Consider the following 15,646-nt stretch of genomic DNA (forward strand, 5'->3'; position numbering starts at 1 on the left):
CCCGCGGGACCTGGTTTTTTAATGGATTTTTTTAACTTACTTGAACCATCCTCTTTCCTTGAAGCGTGAGATGGCTTCAATCCGGTTGGAAACCTCAAGCTTATCCAAGATGACGGACACGTAATTTCGTACCGTACCCGGAGTAATATATAATTCTTTCGAGATGTCTTTGGTGTTCTTTCCCTCAGCCATTAACTTAATCACCTGGCGTTCTCTTTCCGTGAGCGGATCCTGCTCTGTATAGGCGAGATCCACCAGCTCAGGGGAGAAAATACGCTGACCGTCGATAATCTTGCGTATTGCTTCCGCAAGATCTTCACTTGGGCTGTCTTTAAGTAAGTATCCACTGACGCCGGCCTTTCTTGCCCGTTCAAAATAACCGGGGCGTGCGAACGTTGTAAGAATGATGATTTTGCACGGTTCGTCTGCCAGCTCTTCCGCTGCCGTCAGGCCATCTTTCACCGGCATTTCAATATCCATCAGGCAGATGTCCGGCTTAAGTTCGCGCACCAGTTTGCACGCTTCTTCTCCATTACTGGCTTTACCTGCTACTTCCATCCCGTCCTCTAAATCAAGTAAAGCTCCAAGCGCCCCAAGTAACATACGCTGATCTTCTGCAATGACAATTCGGATCATACTGACTCCTCCTTATTAGACTGCTTGATAATATTCGGAACATGCAGACGCAGAGTGGTGCCATGGGACGAGTAGATCTCCAGACTTCCATTTACGAATTCCAGACGTTCCCTCATTCCCTGCATACCATTGCCTTTAAAGGGCTCAATGTTATCGGGCAGCCCGTGTCCATTGTCTTCCACGACGACTAAAATCTCTGTACTGGTCTGGGTAATCGTCACTTTACAATGCGAGGCATGACTATGCTTCACGATATTCGTAGCGGCTTCCTTCAGACACATGCTGAGGACGTTTTCTACGAGTAAGGGTGTGTTTTCAAGCTTAGGGCTGCCTTCGTATTCAAAGCTCATTTCAGCTGCTTCTATAATCTGCTGGACACGAATCAGCTCGTCCTCAAGCTTCGTTCCTCTCATATCGGATACCATTTCCCGAACTTCTTTTAAAGCTGTACGGGCGGTTTGGCGAATGTCCTGGACTTCCTCCACCGCTTTTTCGGGTTTTACGGGAATGAGCTTGCCTGCCAGGTCACTTTTCAAGCCGATCATGGAAAGCTTCTGCCCCAGTGTGTCATGGAGGTCACGTGCAATTCTTTCTCGTTCTTCCAGCACCATTAATTGTGAAATGCGATCATTGGCATCTTGAAGCTCTCCCTCGAGTTTATGCTGCTTATTTCTATATCTCACGGTAAACGGCAGTAAAATAACACCGATTACGGTAATAACGATAAAAGGAAGGTGGGGGAATATATCTTCCACTTCTGTAACAAACGTCATCGTTACAGCAGCAACCGTCGTCGTCAAATGGACAATATAAAGAGACAAAAACCCGCCCAGATGTTTAATGTTTCCGATAAAGAAGGCCAGGAATAAGGCAAAATATATATAGCCAAACAAGAAAGTCATCACAAGACTTATCGCCATCTCTATACTGACCCAAAGGTAAACCATCCGGCTGTTGGAAATGAACGATAATCGATAGGATAAGAAAAAGAGCAAAGTCATGAATATGCCGAATGCGATTTCATACATCGAAGAAGAACGGAAGATGAAGAAAAAGGGCAAAAGGCAGAATATAATCCACACATAAGTGCTCAATCCTGTGTTTTTAGGTATGATATGGTACCAGCTTTGCATGGAAGCTCATCTCCTTAGGTAAATCCATTCTACTACATCCAAATATATATGATAAGCGTTCCTTCTGTCACGATAGATATTTGGATGTAGAAAAAAAGCCCATTCTATGTAGAATGGGCTTTCAGCATTATTATTTTGAAATAGGGAGCAGGTCATATGTGAACCTCTATTTGTCCTGAAATTCAGGATATCTTCGTTCCGGGAGGGTCAATTTATTTCTTTTGATCCGCGGTTTCACTTCTTTAAAGGATACAAAGGTTTTATTCGCTGTATCATATAACCGGAAGCGAATGGATTCAAGGCTCGTGGCCAGTGTGATCGTCGTCGCATGCTCCAGTGCAGGCGTGTTATCATGAGCTTTCTCCAGGTTGTAGTTCGGTACACGAGGGCTCAAGTGATGGACATGGTGGAATCCAATGTTACCGGATACCCATTGTAATGGCTTTGGCAGTTTATAATACGAACTGCCGTCTACCGCAGCCTTTACAAAATCCCATTCTGACTCGTCTTCGAAATAAGAATCTTCGAACTGATGCTGTACATAAAATAACCAGATTCCAAGCATCCCGGAAACATAAAGGATAGGAAGATGAATGATCAGGAAGGACTGCCATCCAATTGCCCATATGATCGAGGAATACAAGACGACGATTGCCGCGTTGATCACATACGTATTCATACGTTCTTTTCGTTTCGCGCCTTTGCGGTTGAAGCGGTTAGAGATCAGGAATAAATAAATCGGACCTAATCCGAACATAACTAACGGATTTCTATAAATACGGTACGCGATTCTCGTTTTTAGAGGAGCTTTCATATATTCCTCTACCGTCATAACCCAAATATCACCGGTGCCTCGCTTGTCCAGGTTGCCGCTTGTAGCATGGTGGATGGAATGGCTGCGTTTCCACTTATCGAACGGAAAAAGGGTCAGAATACCTGTGATCGTTCCGACGATCCGGTTGGCTTTATTGTTTTCAAAGAAGGATTGGTGAGTACAATCGTGAAAGATAATGAATAGACGTACAACGAATCCTCCTGCGATAAATGCAAGTGGAATGGTAATCCAGAGGGACCATGACAGGCTTTCGTAGGCCAGGTACCATACGAGGAGAAACGGAAGCAGTGTATTCAATAGTTGGCGGATGCCCGCTTTATTATCAGGTTTCGCGAATCGTGCTACGCTTTTTTTCAACTCTTTTTGCTTATCTTTATTCATAGTAAGACTCCTTTGTTGTGTCTCTTGTATTCTTAGCATAGGAAAAAAGCGCATATTTTATAAGGCATAAACGTCAGGGTATACCCATGACACTTGTCATGGGTGACAGCCTTCCGGTGGGTTATTAGAAAATGGTAAACTAAAATAAATGCGTAAGGGTTTGCGTTAAAAGGTGCATGGGGAAGCATATATGTGACCAGCAAACCTTTTGGAATAGAAAGTGTTGAATAGTAAGGGAGTTCAAAATGAAGCAGTTTACTAACATTCTTCTTATTATAATCGGAACGATCTCATTGATTCTGGGAGTGCTTGGGATAGTGCTGCCACTGCTTCCCACCACCCCATTTTTATTATTAACGGCCGCTTGCTATGTAAGGAGTTCTGATCGTCTATATAATTGGTTAATGACGAATAAGTGGTTCGGTTCTTATATAGAGAACTACAAAGCGGGCAGGGGAATTCCTCTCAAAGCAAAAGTGTCTGTACTCATTATGATCTGGAGTTCTATGCTTTATTCAGCTTTTTTTATTGCTCCTAATCTGCTGCTTAGAATCGGCTTTATCTTTGGCGCCTGTTTCTTTACCGTGGTGATCGGATTAACGAAAACCTTGCGGAAAGAGTAAGCCGGATCATTTAAATAGCTCTATTAATTCTGAGTGTTGATCTTACAGATAAGCTTCCATTACTTTAAGACTTGAATTCGAGTTTTTTGGTTCGTTACTTTATTAGAGAAGGGGTGGCTACAGGGAACGGCTCGCTTTCCGGCCCTGCACGACGCAGGAAAGCGAGTTGTTTCTGTAGCCCCTTCTCCACCCAATATCTCGAAATCGAGTCTTCAACTAAACGGTCCGTTTGTTTAATAACTTTAATATGAAAATTCCCAATAAAGCTTAAATTAAATTTTTAAAGAGTACTTGTCGTTTTTGGAAAGGCATGGTAATCTTTAACTATATTGTATTGCAAGTTAGTTGCAATACATTTGTTTTGATGTACTATCATGCATAACAAGATAGTGGGGTAAGGAGGCACATATATTGTCATCTAGTCAATTGCTGAAAGGGATCCTGGAAGGCTGTCTGCTGTCGATCATTTCCAAAGGAGAAACCTATGGATATGAAATGATCGAGAAGCTTAACCAGCACGGATTTACGATGGTGAAGGAAGGGAGCATCTATCCGCTTTTATTACGAATGAAAAAAGAAGGATGGGTTGAAACCAGCCAGAAGCAGCTGCCTTCTGGCGGTCCGAAAAGGAAGTATTATAAGCTGACGGAAAAAGGAGAAGTCGAACTTGAGGAGTTCAAGAAAAGGTGGGATACCGTTTCAAGCAGTGTCGAGCGATTATTGGATAAGGAGGGATAGAATTGGAACTTTCTAAAGAAAGTAAAGACTTTATCGGACGGTTACAGGTGTATTTAATGGCGAGCGGTAAAAAGGAAAAGGAGATCGAAGAAATAACGGAAGAATTGGAAGATCATTTACTTGAGGCTGAGCGAAGAGGCAAGAGCATAGAAGACGTGGTCGGCAACTCTCCTAAAGAGTATATGGGACAATTTTCACAGGAGATGAAACTGGATAAAGGTATGATCTTTAAGGTTATTCCTGTGATTTATATCGGAGCACTTGCCTACCTCCTGATTGGAGAAATCATGGATGGAGGGGTCGAATTTTCTCTATTAGAGGCTGTGGGATATCCCGTCATTTTTCTTTTCATTATTGGAATATACTCGGCGGGGCTGAGATATATCAGTAGTCACCAGTCCGCCAGGTGGAAAGAATGGCTGATCTATGCCGTAGCTGGCGTTCTCCCCATGGGTTCTTTCGGCGCCTTAATAGTCTTGAATAATTATTTCAACACCCCCGCGGTTGAATTCGGAACTGTGGGTAATATCCTGGCATTTCTTGTGGCGGCAGCTGTTTTTGTCGGCATGGCGGTATGGAGCAAGCTTTGGCTGCCGATTATTATTCCGATTCTCTTATTCGTCCCAGAGTATCTAATTGGATTAACTGGACTTTCCACCTCCACACAACTCACTTTGACCAGCATCCTCATTCTTACGGGACCGCTGATCTACTTTATAATCGTTTACAAAAAAGAACATTCGAGCTCGACGTAAAGATCGTCATAAAAATGGCCTGAACGGCACCCTGAGGTGGGAAAACACAAACTAGTAAGCCATATCTAAAACAAAAACGCCTGGACGCTAGCATCCAGGCGTTCTGTAGGATAGCTCGATTAACTATTCAATGCAGTCATTAAAAAACAAATAGCTGTGATCAAAGATAAGGGGGTCATGACAAGCTTTTCCTTATTACTTTTCGAAAAAAGGTTCAGGACGGTATTCAGGGATAAATAAACAGCCAAAAAATAACAGGCTCCTCTTGCAATGGGAGCTATTAAATCGATTGAAATTACATGCCCCGCCTGCAATAAAAAGAGGATGGCAGCCAATTGAATCAGTACAGAGATTGCGCAGGCTACTCGCATTTGTTTGGGTAATATTTTATATTTTCCGCCCATGGCAAACTCTCCATAAGGTAAACCTAACGCTAATAATACGTACAAAACAGCTATTGCCAATAAAGTAATACTGCCAATCCAAGCTGTTATCACGATATCACTCCCAACAATGATTAGCCTTTTAACCCAACATTCCTAACTTATTTCCACATAGCATCAAAATTACCCTTCTGGTAAAGCAAATATCATTCCAATTAATTTAGCAATAAATAGCGGCTTGGTCATTTGTTACAGTATATAAGAAAAGCGATGGGAATTTATTCTCCACCGCTTCAAAATGTTCCTTATAGTCCAACTTGATCGACCGCATATTCGGCTTGTTCATCCGTGAATCCATCCCCGACTTTCAATTGCTCAATCAAGCCGCTTCGAGAAAATGAACTAAATTCTAAATAACTTTCGGCTGATTTGACCGCCTGTTCTTTCCAATCGACTTCATCTTCAATTTGGTTTACCGCATATTCAGCTTGATCTTGTGTATAGCTATCCCCGACTTTTAATTGCTCAATTAATCCATCTTTACTGAAGGCAGAGAAATCTAGATAACTTTTTGCTGATTTGACCGCTTGCTCTTTCCAATCGACTTCTTCCTCAATATGATTGACTGCGAATTCAGCTTGATCTTGTGTATAGCCATCCCCGACTTTTAATTGCTCGATTAATCCATCTTTACTGAAGGCAGAGAAATCTAAATAACTTTTTGCACTCTGTACGGCATTTTCCTGGGCCGTTGTCATTTCCGGCTCTTGTTCTTTTGGTTCTTCTTTCGACTCATCGGTTGATTCTTCATTTGGTTCTTCTGTCGTTTCTTCTGTATCGGCATCGGCACTCTCATCGCCGGAGCTTTCATTGGTTTGGTTTGTTTCGGTTTCTTCTGTTTCAGTTTGTGTTTGTTCTTGGTCGCTTGTGTTATCATCGCCGCCTGTCGCAAAGATCGCAATAATTATAACGATCACGACCACCGCGCCGATTAATGTTAAACACCCTTTAAATAGTTTCCCCATGATATAATCCTCCTATTTTTATAAATCCATTATGTAACTTTACTCTATTTCTTCTAGTTTTTTAATAGTTTTTTCCTAATTCTTTTGAAACATGGAGCCTCCAGAGCCGCCCGGATTTTATAAACTTGCTTAAGAAAAGAGGCAGCCTGTCATGGGCTGCCTTTGCCTTTTAGAGCGGAGCTGCTTCTTTATTTTTAATCCTTTGAACCATTTCATATGTTTTATATCCACCACTTAGATTAACCGCCTGATAACCATAATTCATCAATGTTTTAACGGCTAAATATCCACGCATTCCCACCTGGCACGTCACGTAAATAGGGTGGTTCTTAGGTAATTCATGCCGTCTTTCTCTCAGCTGCCCTAATGGGATGTTAATGGATCCTTGGATAAAGCCGCGTTCTCTTTCTTCCGGCTCTCGTACATCCAGCAGAACTCCGCCCCAGGCTACAATTTCATCGATTTCGTCGTAATGAACCACGCTCAGTTCCTTATCTACTATATTCGCGGCTACATATCCTGCCATGTTTACCGGATCCTTCGCAGATGAATAAGGAGGAGCATAGGAAAGTTCCAGATCGGCTAAATCTTCAACCGTTAAGTTTCCTTTAATTGCTGTAGCAATAACGTCGATCCGTTTTTCGACTCCTTTGACTCCCACAGCCTGGGCTCCAAATATTTTTCCTGTATTTGGATCAAACAGTAATTTGAGGGAAAGGGGACTTCGTCCAGGATAATAGGAAGCGTTTGAAGAAGGATGAACATGGACAGCTTCAAACGGGATTCCGAGTTGGTCTAGTAATTTTTCATTGTTACCAGTAGCGGCCACAGTTAGATCGAACACTTTGGCAACAGACGTTCCAAGTGTGCCGTTATAAGACACCGCCTTTCCATGAATATGGTCCGCTACGAGTCTCCCCTGACGGTTGGCGGGCCAGGCAAGAGGCACCATGGTTTGAGTCTGCTGAATATAATCTTTCACTTCGATAGCATCGCCAATCGCATAAATGTTCTTATCCTCCGTTTGAAGATGTTCATTGACGATAATCCCGCCGCGCTTGCCAGTAGAAAGCCCGGCAGTCTTAGCGAGTTCGTTTTCAGCCCGAACACCTATAGAGAGAATAGTCAGATCGCTTGAGAGGAGGCGTCCGCTTTGCAGTTCCACTGTGCTACCCTGATCACGGAAAGCTTTAACTCCATCTTCCATGATTACATTTACCCCTTGATCCAGGAGTTCCTGGTAAACGATGGCTGACATTTCATAATCCAGTGAAGACATGACTTGATTTCCTAACTCTACAAGACTGACTTTAATCCCACGGTGCATTAAATTCTCAGCCATCTCAAGGCCAATGAAGCCCCCGCCAATAATGACGGCTTCCTGAGCTTTTCGTTCATCGATCCAATGCTTGATTTGATCCGTATCGGGGACAGATCGTAAGGTGAAGATGTTAACTGCTTCCTTGTATCCTTCCAAATTCGGAATAATGGGTTTAGCTCCGGGAGAAAGAATCAATTTATCATAGCTTTCTTTGTATTCGGTGCCGGTTTTTAGGTTTTTGATGGTCAAGGTTTGTAATTCACGATCGATTTCAACGGCTTCACTTAGATTCCGAATATCTAACTTGAACTTTTTGGACATGCCTTCTACAGTCTGTACCAGCAAGGCATCACGATCTGTAATTACGCCGCCAATATAGTAAGGCAGCCCGCAGTTGGCATATGAAATGTATTCTCCTTTTTCGAGTACAATAATTTCATCTTCTTCGCTTAAACGGCGAAGTCTCGCTGCTGCTGTAGCCCCGCCTGCTACCCCGCCTACAATAATAATTTTTCTGCCCATCATCATCTCTCCTTTATGTTCACCTTACACATTATTATGTGATTTATTTCACAATGTGAATAATAATTTCATTTTACTCCTATTCAGCAGAAAACACAATATACCCCTAAGTGTATATTTTGTGACGGTTTGATGTAATTTATATGAATCTTTGTCTAGACATTAGGAAAACGTTTTCAAACATGGTAAAATAATAGTGAGAAAGAAATGCTTATATATGAATGGAGGTTTTCCTATGACTAAGAAAATCCTCGTTGCTTATGATGGCAGTGAACCTAGCAAACAGGCAGTGATGGAAGCCAAAAGCCATGCTCTTGAATCAGTAGACAGAGAAATTCATGTCGTTTCTGTCGTCAAGCCGACTGGTCCATTTACGAATGCCGCCATCTCCAAAAGTATTGGAGATGAAATGGCCAAGAAGTATCGGAAAGAACTGGAAATCATTAAAGAAGAAAATGAAGAAGAAAACATTAAGATCGTGACAAACGTGCTTGTAGGAGAACTGGAGCATAATCCAGGAGAAGATGTATGCGCCTACGCGGAAGAACAGGGAATTGATATGATTATTGTTGGAAGCAGAGGGCTTGGCAATGTGAAGCGGATTTTCCTCGGTAGTGTAAGTAATAACATCGTGCAGCATGCGAAATGTCCAGTTTTAGTAATGAAATAATATGCGATAACGCCTTTCCATTACCGGGAAGGCGCTTTTTTTAGAAATAGGAGTAAAAAAACAAAGACGCCGGCTTTTATGGAGCTGGCGTCTTCTTCAATCAAGTTCTCTTAATTCTTTAAAGGTCAGAAATACAAAGGAGGCAAATAAAGTAACCAATATAGACCCAGCAGCCATGATGTGGTGAATGGATATTCCTAAAGAGAGTACAGCAGAGGTAAGGGCATAACTGACAGGAATGAGTCCCATCGACGCTAAGGAAATAAGCCCCATTACGCGCCCCAGTACCTTTTCTTCGATCATACTTTGAATAGCGGAGATGGAAGAGATATTGGAAATAGAGAGAAAGGTTCCAAATAACCCAAGCATGACCATGCTTTGCCACAGTTCTGCCGTGAAGCTCAGCCCTATAAAGGCGATGCCTGAAAGGACTAGCGTCAAAAGGGTGAGTTTCCCTCGTTTTTTGGTCACATTTAAACTTCCGATAACGATGGAGCCAATGAGCATGCCACCCGCTAAACCAGCCTCAAGAAAGCTGAAATCCACTGCCGTACCTTCCAGAATATTTTTAACAAATAAAGGGAGACCCATCGTCATCGGTCCAACGATGAAGAGGTTTAAAAATATAGTGGCTAATACGATAAGGGTGAGTAAGCGGGAGTCTTTAACATAGGTGACTCCTTCCCTGAAGGTCTGCCAGAACTTCTTGTTTTTATTAGCTTCCATCTCTTCGTCTTTTTTCGGCTTCATAGAAATAACCAACAGACTGGCTGTAAGAAGCATAGCGGCCGTCACGGCAAATACGATTTCATAATTGCCATAGGCGATGAGTAAGCCTGCAAGCATAGGTGCCAGAATAAAGGAGGTCTGGTTGGTCATCTGAATGATCGAGTTCCCTCGCGTCAGGTTTTCTTTTTGAACAATCGATGGAATAATGGCACTCTCAGCTGCCCAGAAGAAGGCGTCTAATATTCCGAAGAAAAAAGCAAACCCGACGAATGTCCAGAGGGTAATACTACCGAACAGAAACCACAGCACAAGCCCAGCTAACAAAAGTCCTCTAATAAAATCTGAAAGAAACATAATCTTCGTCTTATCGTATCGGTCCGCCACTGTACCGCTAATGATCATAAACAGAAGGCGGGGGATGCTGGCTGCAATATAAATGAGCCCAAGGGAAGCTTCAAGATCCAAAACATTGACTACATACCAGCTTTGGGAAAATAAAAAGAATGAAATACCGAAACTGGATAAAAGAGCAGCTCCCCATAATAATAGGAAATTGCGGTTTTTAAAAACGGAAGGTGTACTTTCTTCCTGGAGAACTTCCGTACGTTCACGCACCGTAGCTTCGTTAACTGATGACATTTTCATCACGCCTTTATAATTGGATTACATTTATTGTATAGCGGATAAGGGAATGCCACGATGAACTGCAGAAGGAATTTAGTTCCGCCTTGAGGCTGAAATTGCCAGGTTACCTTTTGGAGATTTGATAAACAGCAACGCTGATTTTGATAGGAGGTTTACTCAATTAACGGGCCGTATTGTGGAAGACTCAGTTTCGAGATATTTTTATGAGAAGAAAGGTCCTGCGGGGGATGATTCGCTTTCCGCGGGCATGTGCTGAGCCTCCTCGAGCTAAAGCTCTCCGGGGTCTCACCGATCATGTTCATCCCGCAGGAGTCTTCATCATCCCCCTCCGGACCTGGCCAAATCAGAAGCTCGAAACCACTTTAACTCGTAAGGAATTAGACCAGGTGGTTCTGTACCTATTTTCGGGGCATAACGATGCACAATAGCCTGTTATAAAAGCATTTAATGCAGATTAAGGAGAAGAACTTTCATCTTCTGAAAGGGTCCGTTTGCAACATTATAGTGGGGTTAGTGGGGAAATGATGAGACTCCCATGGGAGAAGGGACTAGGTGAGATCCCGCAGGGAGTGAAACGAGCGAGGAAGCTCACCGTTCCCCCATAGGAAAGCGAGTTATTTCCCCACCAACCCTTATCCACCTTACGTAACGGACATAACTATCTCGAAATCAAGTCTTCAACAAACGGGAGCTTTTCTCTAATTACCAGAGCCTATATATTGTAAGCGCATTTATACGATGTGGTAAACTGAGTTTATAACCATATTGTGTAAATTATAAGGAGGAGAAGCGTGATGGCGAACTACGGTAATCAGATTCAGTTCAAGGTCTACCAGACGATGCCCGATCCGGATCCAGACAGACTGCCTGTTGTTTATGAAGAGTGGGAAAAACTCGCAAGAGAGGTACTGGACGATGGGCCTTATGATTACATTGCTGGAGGGGCAGGCGGAGAAAGCACAATGAATGCCAACCTTGAGGCCTTCAAGAAATGGAAGATTGTGCCGAGAATGCTTAGAAACGTTGAAAGCCGCGAATTAGAAGTCGAGTTATTCGGTCATACATATGCGTCACCCCTGATGCTTGCGCCTATTGGGGTCCAGTCTATCATCCATCCAGATGGAGAGCTGGCTGCCGCCAAAGCCTCGGCTGAAATGGAAGTCCCCTATATTACAAGTTCTGCTTCCACAAGAACGCTAGAGGAAATTGCGGATGCAATGGGCGATGCACCCCGATGGTTTCAGCTCTATTGGAATAAAGACCCTGAAGTAACGGCCAGCTTCTTGAAGCGAGCCGAGAATTCAGGGTATTCCGCTATCGTCGTAACCCTGGATACACCCATGATGGCTTGGCGTGAGAAGGATTTAAAAAACGTCTATCTTCCATTTCTAGTAGGAGAAGGCGTAGGAAATTATTTATCGGACCCTATATTCCGCTCTCGACTTGAAAAAACCCCTGAAGAGGACCCGGCTTCTGCCATTATGCATTGGACGCAGACCTTCGGAAACCCTGGACTAACCTGGGAGGATCTTACTTTTATCAAGGAGCATACGAACCTTCCTATTCTGTTAAAAGGAATTCTCCACCCTGAAGACGCAAAGCTTGCCTTGGAACACGGAGTGGATGGAATTATTGTATCCAATCACGGAGGCAGGCAGGTGGACGGCGCCATCGGAGCGCTGGACGCGCTGCCGGAGGTTTGTGAAGCAGTAGGAGATCAAATCCCTGTACTTATGGATAGCGGGATTCGAAGAGGGGCTGATGTGGTGAAGGCCCTGGCTCTTGGAGCGGATGCTGTACTTGTCGGAAGACCGTGCATGTACGGACTGGCGGTAGCGGGAGAACGAGGTGTGCGGGAAGTTTTACAAAACATGCTGGCCGATCTGGATTTAACTATAGCGCTTGCGGGAGAAACAGCAGCTGGAGAACTGGATAGTTCTGTACTAAGAAAATCTCAATAATAATTGCTTTACTGATAATAAAAACCCTCGTGTGCATGAGCTGACACGAGGGTTTTCTGCTTTTTTAAAAATTCATGAAGCGGATTCTGCATTTTGATTTTTCTCCGTTTTATTGATCACGGAAGAGCCTACTAGATCTCCTGTGACGTTCAGAGCGGTTGCGCCCATACCGACAAGGACATCCACAGCTGTTAGAAGCGCCACGGCTTCCATAGGGAGGCCTACTTGAGAAAAGACCGTAGCAATCATGATAATACCTGCTCCAGGTACTCCAGCCGTACCAACAGAAGCGAGAGTCCCTACAATAACGACCTGAATAATGGCCGCCATGCTTAGCGGATCTCCAACGACATTAGCAGCGAATACAGCAGACACGGCAATCCTAATGGCTGCCCCGTCCATATTTATCGTTGCCCCTAAAGGCAGACTGAACCCGTATAAGCTTTTGGAGATGCCGAGGTTATGGGCTGCATTCAAAGTTACAGGCAGCGTACCCGAACTGCTCTGCGTTACAAACGCCGTAAGCATAGGAGTGCGCGCTTCTTTAAAGAACCCGCCTGGATTTCTTTTCGTTACAAAAAGTAAAACGGTGTATAGCGCGAGCTGAACAAGCAGGGCTATATAAAGAACTAAAATAAAGTTTCCTAAAGACCCTAATGTGTTAACTCCCTGAGTCCCTACGACTTCGGCAATAATAGCGAGAATACCGATGGGTACATACTGCAGGATCCCTTTCATAACGGTAAGCGTTGCTTCGTTGAGGGCCTCTATTACTTTATAGAGGTGGTCGCCTAAATTCCCATAGGTTTGAGTGGATCGTAAATAAGAAATCGCAATTCCAAATACAATCGCTGTGAAAATAATCCCGAGCAAATTCATTTCTGTGAAGGCTGTAAATATATTATCCGGTACAATGTTTAATAGAACCTGCGTAACACCTGGATTCTCAGGAACTTCAAAACTTTCGCTTCCATCGAGCGTCGTGCCTGTACCAGGGTTGAAAAGACTGGCGACCAGCACGCCGACTATAATTGCAAAAGCAGAGGTACCTAAATAGTAAAGAAATACCTTTCCTCCCATTCGTCCAAGGTTGCCTATATTCGTCTGGTTTACCCCGACAATCAGGGTCAGCAAGATTAATGGAATAATGATAAACCGAAGCAGACGAAGCAGTAGGTCACCAAAAGGAGCTAAAACAGAAGCTTCCTCTCCAAAAATAAGTCCGATTATAATACCAAGAATAAGAGCGGCGGTGATTTTTTTAATTAGAGACGTTTGCACGTATGTGTTCCACAATGATTTCATGGGGTACCTCCTTTATCCAGCAGGCTGTTGCCTGTTTTAATCCTGACTAAAATACTACATATTACCTGAATACAATAAGACATTGCATCATATGTGTCAAAACTAATGCTCCTTATTGCGTTGCGATCGCTGCCACAGTCTATTGTAAGAGTATAACCATAAAGGCTTTACGACATGAATTGCTCTGTTAATAATCAAGCACCTGTGTGTATTTGTTTGTTCTTTTAACAGAGAAGGTCACGATACTGTAAGGCTCAGTTGCGGACCTGCATGATGGATGTCCTCAGGAAAGCGAGTTGCTACCTTAGTTCACTCCTCCCTTTTTTAATAACGGATTCGAATGATCTCAAAACTGATTCTCTCCTCAATGAAACTCTAAGAAAGAGTATCACACCAGCCTATCCAAAAGTTACTTTCAGGGAATAAAAGGGAATTCAATTTATATGGAACTAAAAAGGAGAGGATCGTTTTGCCAAATCAAAGACCTGTAGTTGCTCTTACGGGAGCGAGTGGGTATATAGGAAATAATTTAATGGATAAACTGACGGATCACGCGGATGTCATTGCTTTATCAAGGAGCGGCGATAATAAAGAGGACAGTGAAAACGTCACATGGCGTTCCTGTGACCTATACTCTATGGCAGACGCTGAGAAAGGACTTGAGGGAGCGGACATTGCCGTGTACCTTGTGCATTCCATGATGCCTGGAGCTAAGCTGACCCAGGGATCTTTTCAGGACATGGATGTTATTTTAGCGGATAATTTTGCCCAGGCAGCTAAAAAGCAAGGGGTTAAACAGATTATTTACTTAAGTGGCATCATTCCGAAGAGTTCGAAGTCTTTATCGAGGCATTTAAAGAGCAGGCAGGAAGTCGACCAGATCCTGCGTTCTTATGGTGTTCCAGTGACCACAATCAGGGCAGGGCTTATCGTAGGTCCAAAAGGTTCCTCATTTCCAATTCTGAGAAAATTGGTGAAAAGACTGCCGGTTATGCTTCTGCCGAAATGGACCAAGACAGAAACGCATCCTGTCGCTTTACCAGATGTGTTGAATGCACTTGATCAAAGTGTGGACAAAGAGGAATTAAAAGACCGGTCGATTGATGTAGGAGGTCCGGAAGTCATGTCGTACCGGTCCATGATGCTGAAAACCGCCCAAGTGATGGGACGAAACCCGAAGCTGTTCGACCTTCCGTTTATGACGGTGAGATTATCACGTTTATGGGTAACTTTAGTCGCCGGTGCTCCTAAAGAAATTGCTTATCCACTGATTGAAAGTCTTACGCATCCGATGACGACTCACCCAGAGAATGAAGTTCCCGGAATCAGCCGGGGGTCGATAACATTTGAAGAAGCAGCAAGGGATGCGCTCGAAAAGGAAAAACAAAGTGAAGGAAAAAGCACTAAAAAAACACCCAACCTGGACATCCAGCCTGACGTTCGTTCCGTTCAGCGAATTATTGTACCCGCTGGTAAAGATGCCAATTGGGTAGCCCAGCATTATGTGAAATGGCTGGAAGACAAATTAAATCCGTGGATTACAACTACCGTAGATGAGAATTTAAATTGCCGCATCGGCTTTTCCTTTTCAGACTCGTCCCTGCTGAAGATGAGTTACTCTCATGAGCGGAGCACGTCGAGCCGTGCGCTATATTACATTACGGGTGGCGGTCTTTCGGACGACCAGAAGAATATGAGAGGGCGGATGGAGTTCAGGCAGATCCCCGGAACTCACGAAGCCATTGTGGCTATTCATGATTTCATGCCATCTCTTCCGTGGTTCTTCTATAAGTACACGCAGGCCAAAGTCCATTTGCTGGTCATGGCCATGTTCAGCAAACATTTAGAGCGGATGGAAGATCGTTCGCAGGAAGAAGTGAACAGGAACTTTATTACGGAATAGTCCTCCTTCCAATTCATATGTATAAATGACCCTGAATTTCAAAGCCTAAACCGAAGAGGCATTTATTTTGAAAGGGTGATC

At 43.6% G+C, this 15,646-nt stretch carries 14 protein-coding genes; 6 read left to right on the plus strand and 8 right to left on the minus strand.

Translation table 11 applies throughout. From position 1 onward, the window contains the following. Window positions 1-36: 36 nt before the first annotated feature. The 3 genes from ACTWP7_RS11105 to ACTWP7_RS11115 all read right to left on the minus strand — a co-directional run bounded on the left by ACTWP7_RS11105 (window position 37) and on the right by ACTWP7_RS11115 (window position 2,985). On the minus strand, window positions 37-636 hold the full coding sequence (locus ACTWP7_RS11105) for a response regulator transcription factor (RefSeq protein ID WP_014645232.1): 600 nt from the start codon (window positions 634-636) through the stop codon (window positions 37-39). Then, entirely contained in the window at window positions 633-1,769 is a 1,137-nt protein-coding gene (locus ACTWP7_RS11110; RefSeq protein WP_443123230.1) for a sensor histidine kinase, read from the minus strand. Before ACTWP7_RS11110 ends, ACTWP7_RS11105 begins: the two co-directional genes overlap by 4 nt. A gap of 166 nt (window positions 1,770-1,935) precedes the next feature. Continuing rightward, window positions 1,936-2,985 (minus strand): fatty acid desaturase, encoded by a 1,050-nt coding sequence (locus ACTWP7_RS11115; protein ID WP_443123231.1) that lies wholly within the window; start codon window positions 2,983-2,985, stop codon window positions 1,936-1,938. A gap of 245 nt (window positions 2,986-3,230) precedes the next feature. Here ACTWP7_RS11115 and ACTWP7_RS11120 point away from each other — a divergent pair, with 245 nt between their 5' ends. The 3 genes from ACTWP7_RS11120 to ACTWP7_RS11130 all read left to right on the plus strand — a co-directional run bounded on the left by ACTWP7_RS11120 (window position 3,231) and on the right by ACTWP7_RS11130 (window position 5,101). Continuing rightward, window positions 3,231-3,608, plus strand: a complete 378-nt coding sequence (locus ACTWP7_RS11120) for a YbaN family protein (RefSeq protein WP_014645229.1) — start codon at window positions 3,231-3,233, stop codon at window positions 3,606-3,608. 411 nt (window positions 3,609-4,019) lie between these two features. Continuing rightward, complete coding sequence (locus ACTWP7_RS11125; protein WP_443123232.1) at window positions 4,020-4,346, plus strand: PadR family transcriptional regulator; 327 nt, start codon at window positions 4,020-4,022, stop codon at window positions 4,344-4,346. A 2-nt stretch (window positions 4,347-4,348) separates the two neighbouring features. Beyond that, complete coding sequence (locus tag ACTWP7_RS11130; RefSeq protein WP_443123233.1) at window positions 4,349-5,101, plus strand: DUF1129 family protein; 753 nt, start codon at window positions 4,349-4,351, stop codon at window positions 5,099-5,101. Between the two features lie 119 nt (window positions 5,102-5,220). On the opposite strand, the gene ACTWP7_RS11135 is transcribed toward ACTWP7_RS11130, so the two are convergent. The 3 genes from ACTWP7_RS11135 to ACTWP7_RS11145 all read right to left on the minus strand — a co-directional run bounded on the left by ACTWP7_RS11135 (window position 5,221) and on the right by ACTWP7_RS11145 (window position 8,352). After that, complete coding sequence (locus tag ACTWP7_RS11135; RefSeq protein WP_443123234.1) at window positions 5,221-5,598, minus strand: hypothetical protein; 378 nt, start codon at window positions 5,596-5,598, stop codon at window positions 5,221-5,223. A 191-nt stretch (window positions 5,599-5,789) separates the two neighbouring features. Further along, on the minus strand, window positions 5,790-6,509 hold the full coding sequence (locus ACTWP7_RS11140; protein WP_443123235.1) for an Ltp family lipoprotein: 720 nt from the start codon (window positions 6,507-6,509) through the stop codon (window positions 5,790-5,792). Window positions 6,510-6,678: 169 nt separating this feature from the next. Continuing rightward, window positions 6,679-8,352 (minus strand): CoA-disulfide reductase, encoded by a 1,674-nt coding sequence (locus tag ACTWP7_RS11145; protein WP_443123236.1) that lies wholly within the window; start codon window positions 8,350-8,352, stop codon window positions 6,679-6,681. A gap of 235 nt (window positions 8,353-8,587) precedes the next feature. Here ACTWP7_RS11145 and ACTWP7_RS11150 point away from each other — a divergent pair, with 235 nt between their 5' ends. Next, a complete protein-coding gene (locus tag ACTWP7_RS11150) occupies window positions 8,588-9,022 on the plus strand; it encodes a universal stress protein (RefSeq protein ID WP_443123237.1) in 435 nt (144 codons plus the stop codon). Window positions 9,023-9,118: 96 nt separating this feature from the next. On the opposite strand, the gene ACTWP7_RS11155 is transcribed toward ACTWP7_RS11150, so the two are convergent. Further along, window positions 9,119-10,390 (minus strand): MFS transporter, encoded by a 1,272-nt coding sequence (locus tag ACTWP7_RS11155; protein ID WP_443123238.1) that lies wholly within the window; start codon window positions 10,388-10,390, stop codon window positions 9,119-9,121. An 800-nt stretch (window positions 10,391-11,190) separates the two neighbouring features. On the opposite strand from ACTWP7_RS11155, the gene ACTWP7_RS11160 reads away from it, so the two are divergent. Beyond that, the gene (locus ACTWP7_RS11160; protein ID WP_443123239.1) at window positions 11,191-12,357 is read left to right on the plus strand and encodes a lactate 2-monooxygenase; all 1,167 of its coding nucleotides are present in this window, start codon (window positions 11,191-11,193) and stop codon (window positions 12,355-12,357) included. A gap of 72 nt (window positions 12,358-12,429) precedes the next feature. Here ACTWP7_RS11160 and ACTWP7_RS11165 read toward each other — a convergent pair whose 3' ends face one another. Beyond that, a complete protein-coding gene (locus ACTWP7_RS11165; RefSeq protein ID WP_443123240.1) occupies window positions 12,430-13,662 on the minus strand; it encodes a dicarboxylate/amino acid:cation symporter in 1,233 nt (410 codons plus the stop codon). A 469-nt stretch (window positions 13,663-14,131) separates the two neighbouring features. Here ACTWP7_RS11165 and ACTWP7_RS11170 point away from each other — a divergent pair, with 469 nt between their 5' ends. Next, the gene (locus ACTWP7_RS11170; RefSeq protein ID WP_443123241.1) at window positions 14,132-15,565 is read left to right on the plus strand and encodes an NAD(P)H-binding protein; all 1,434 of its coding nucleotides are present in this window, start codon (window positions 14,132-14,134) and stop codon (window positions 15,563-15,565) included. The last annotated feature ends 81 nt before the right edge of the window (window positions 15,566-15,646 follow it).

The sequence above is a fragment of the Halobacillus sp. B29 genome, assembly GCF_052246755.1.
In the GTDB taxonomy this organism is placed as follows: domain Bacteria; phylum Bacillota; class Bacilli; order Bacillales; family Halobacillaceae; genus Halobacillus; species Halobacillus halophilus.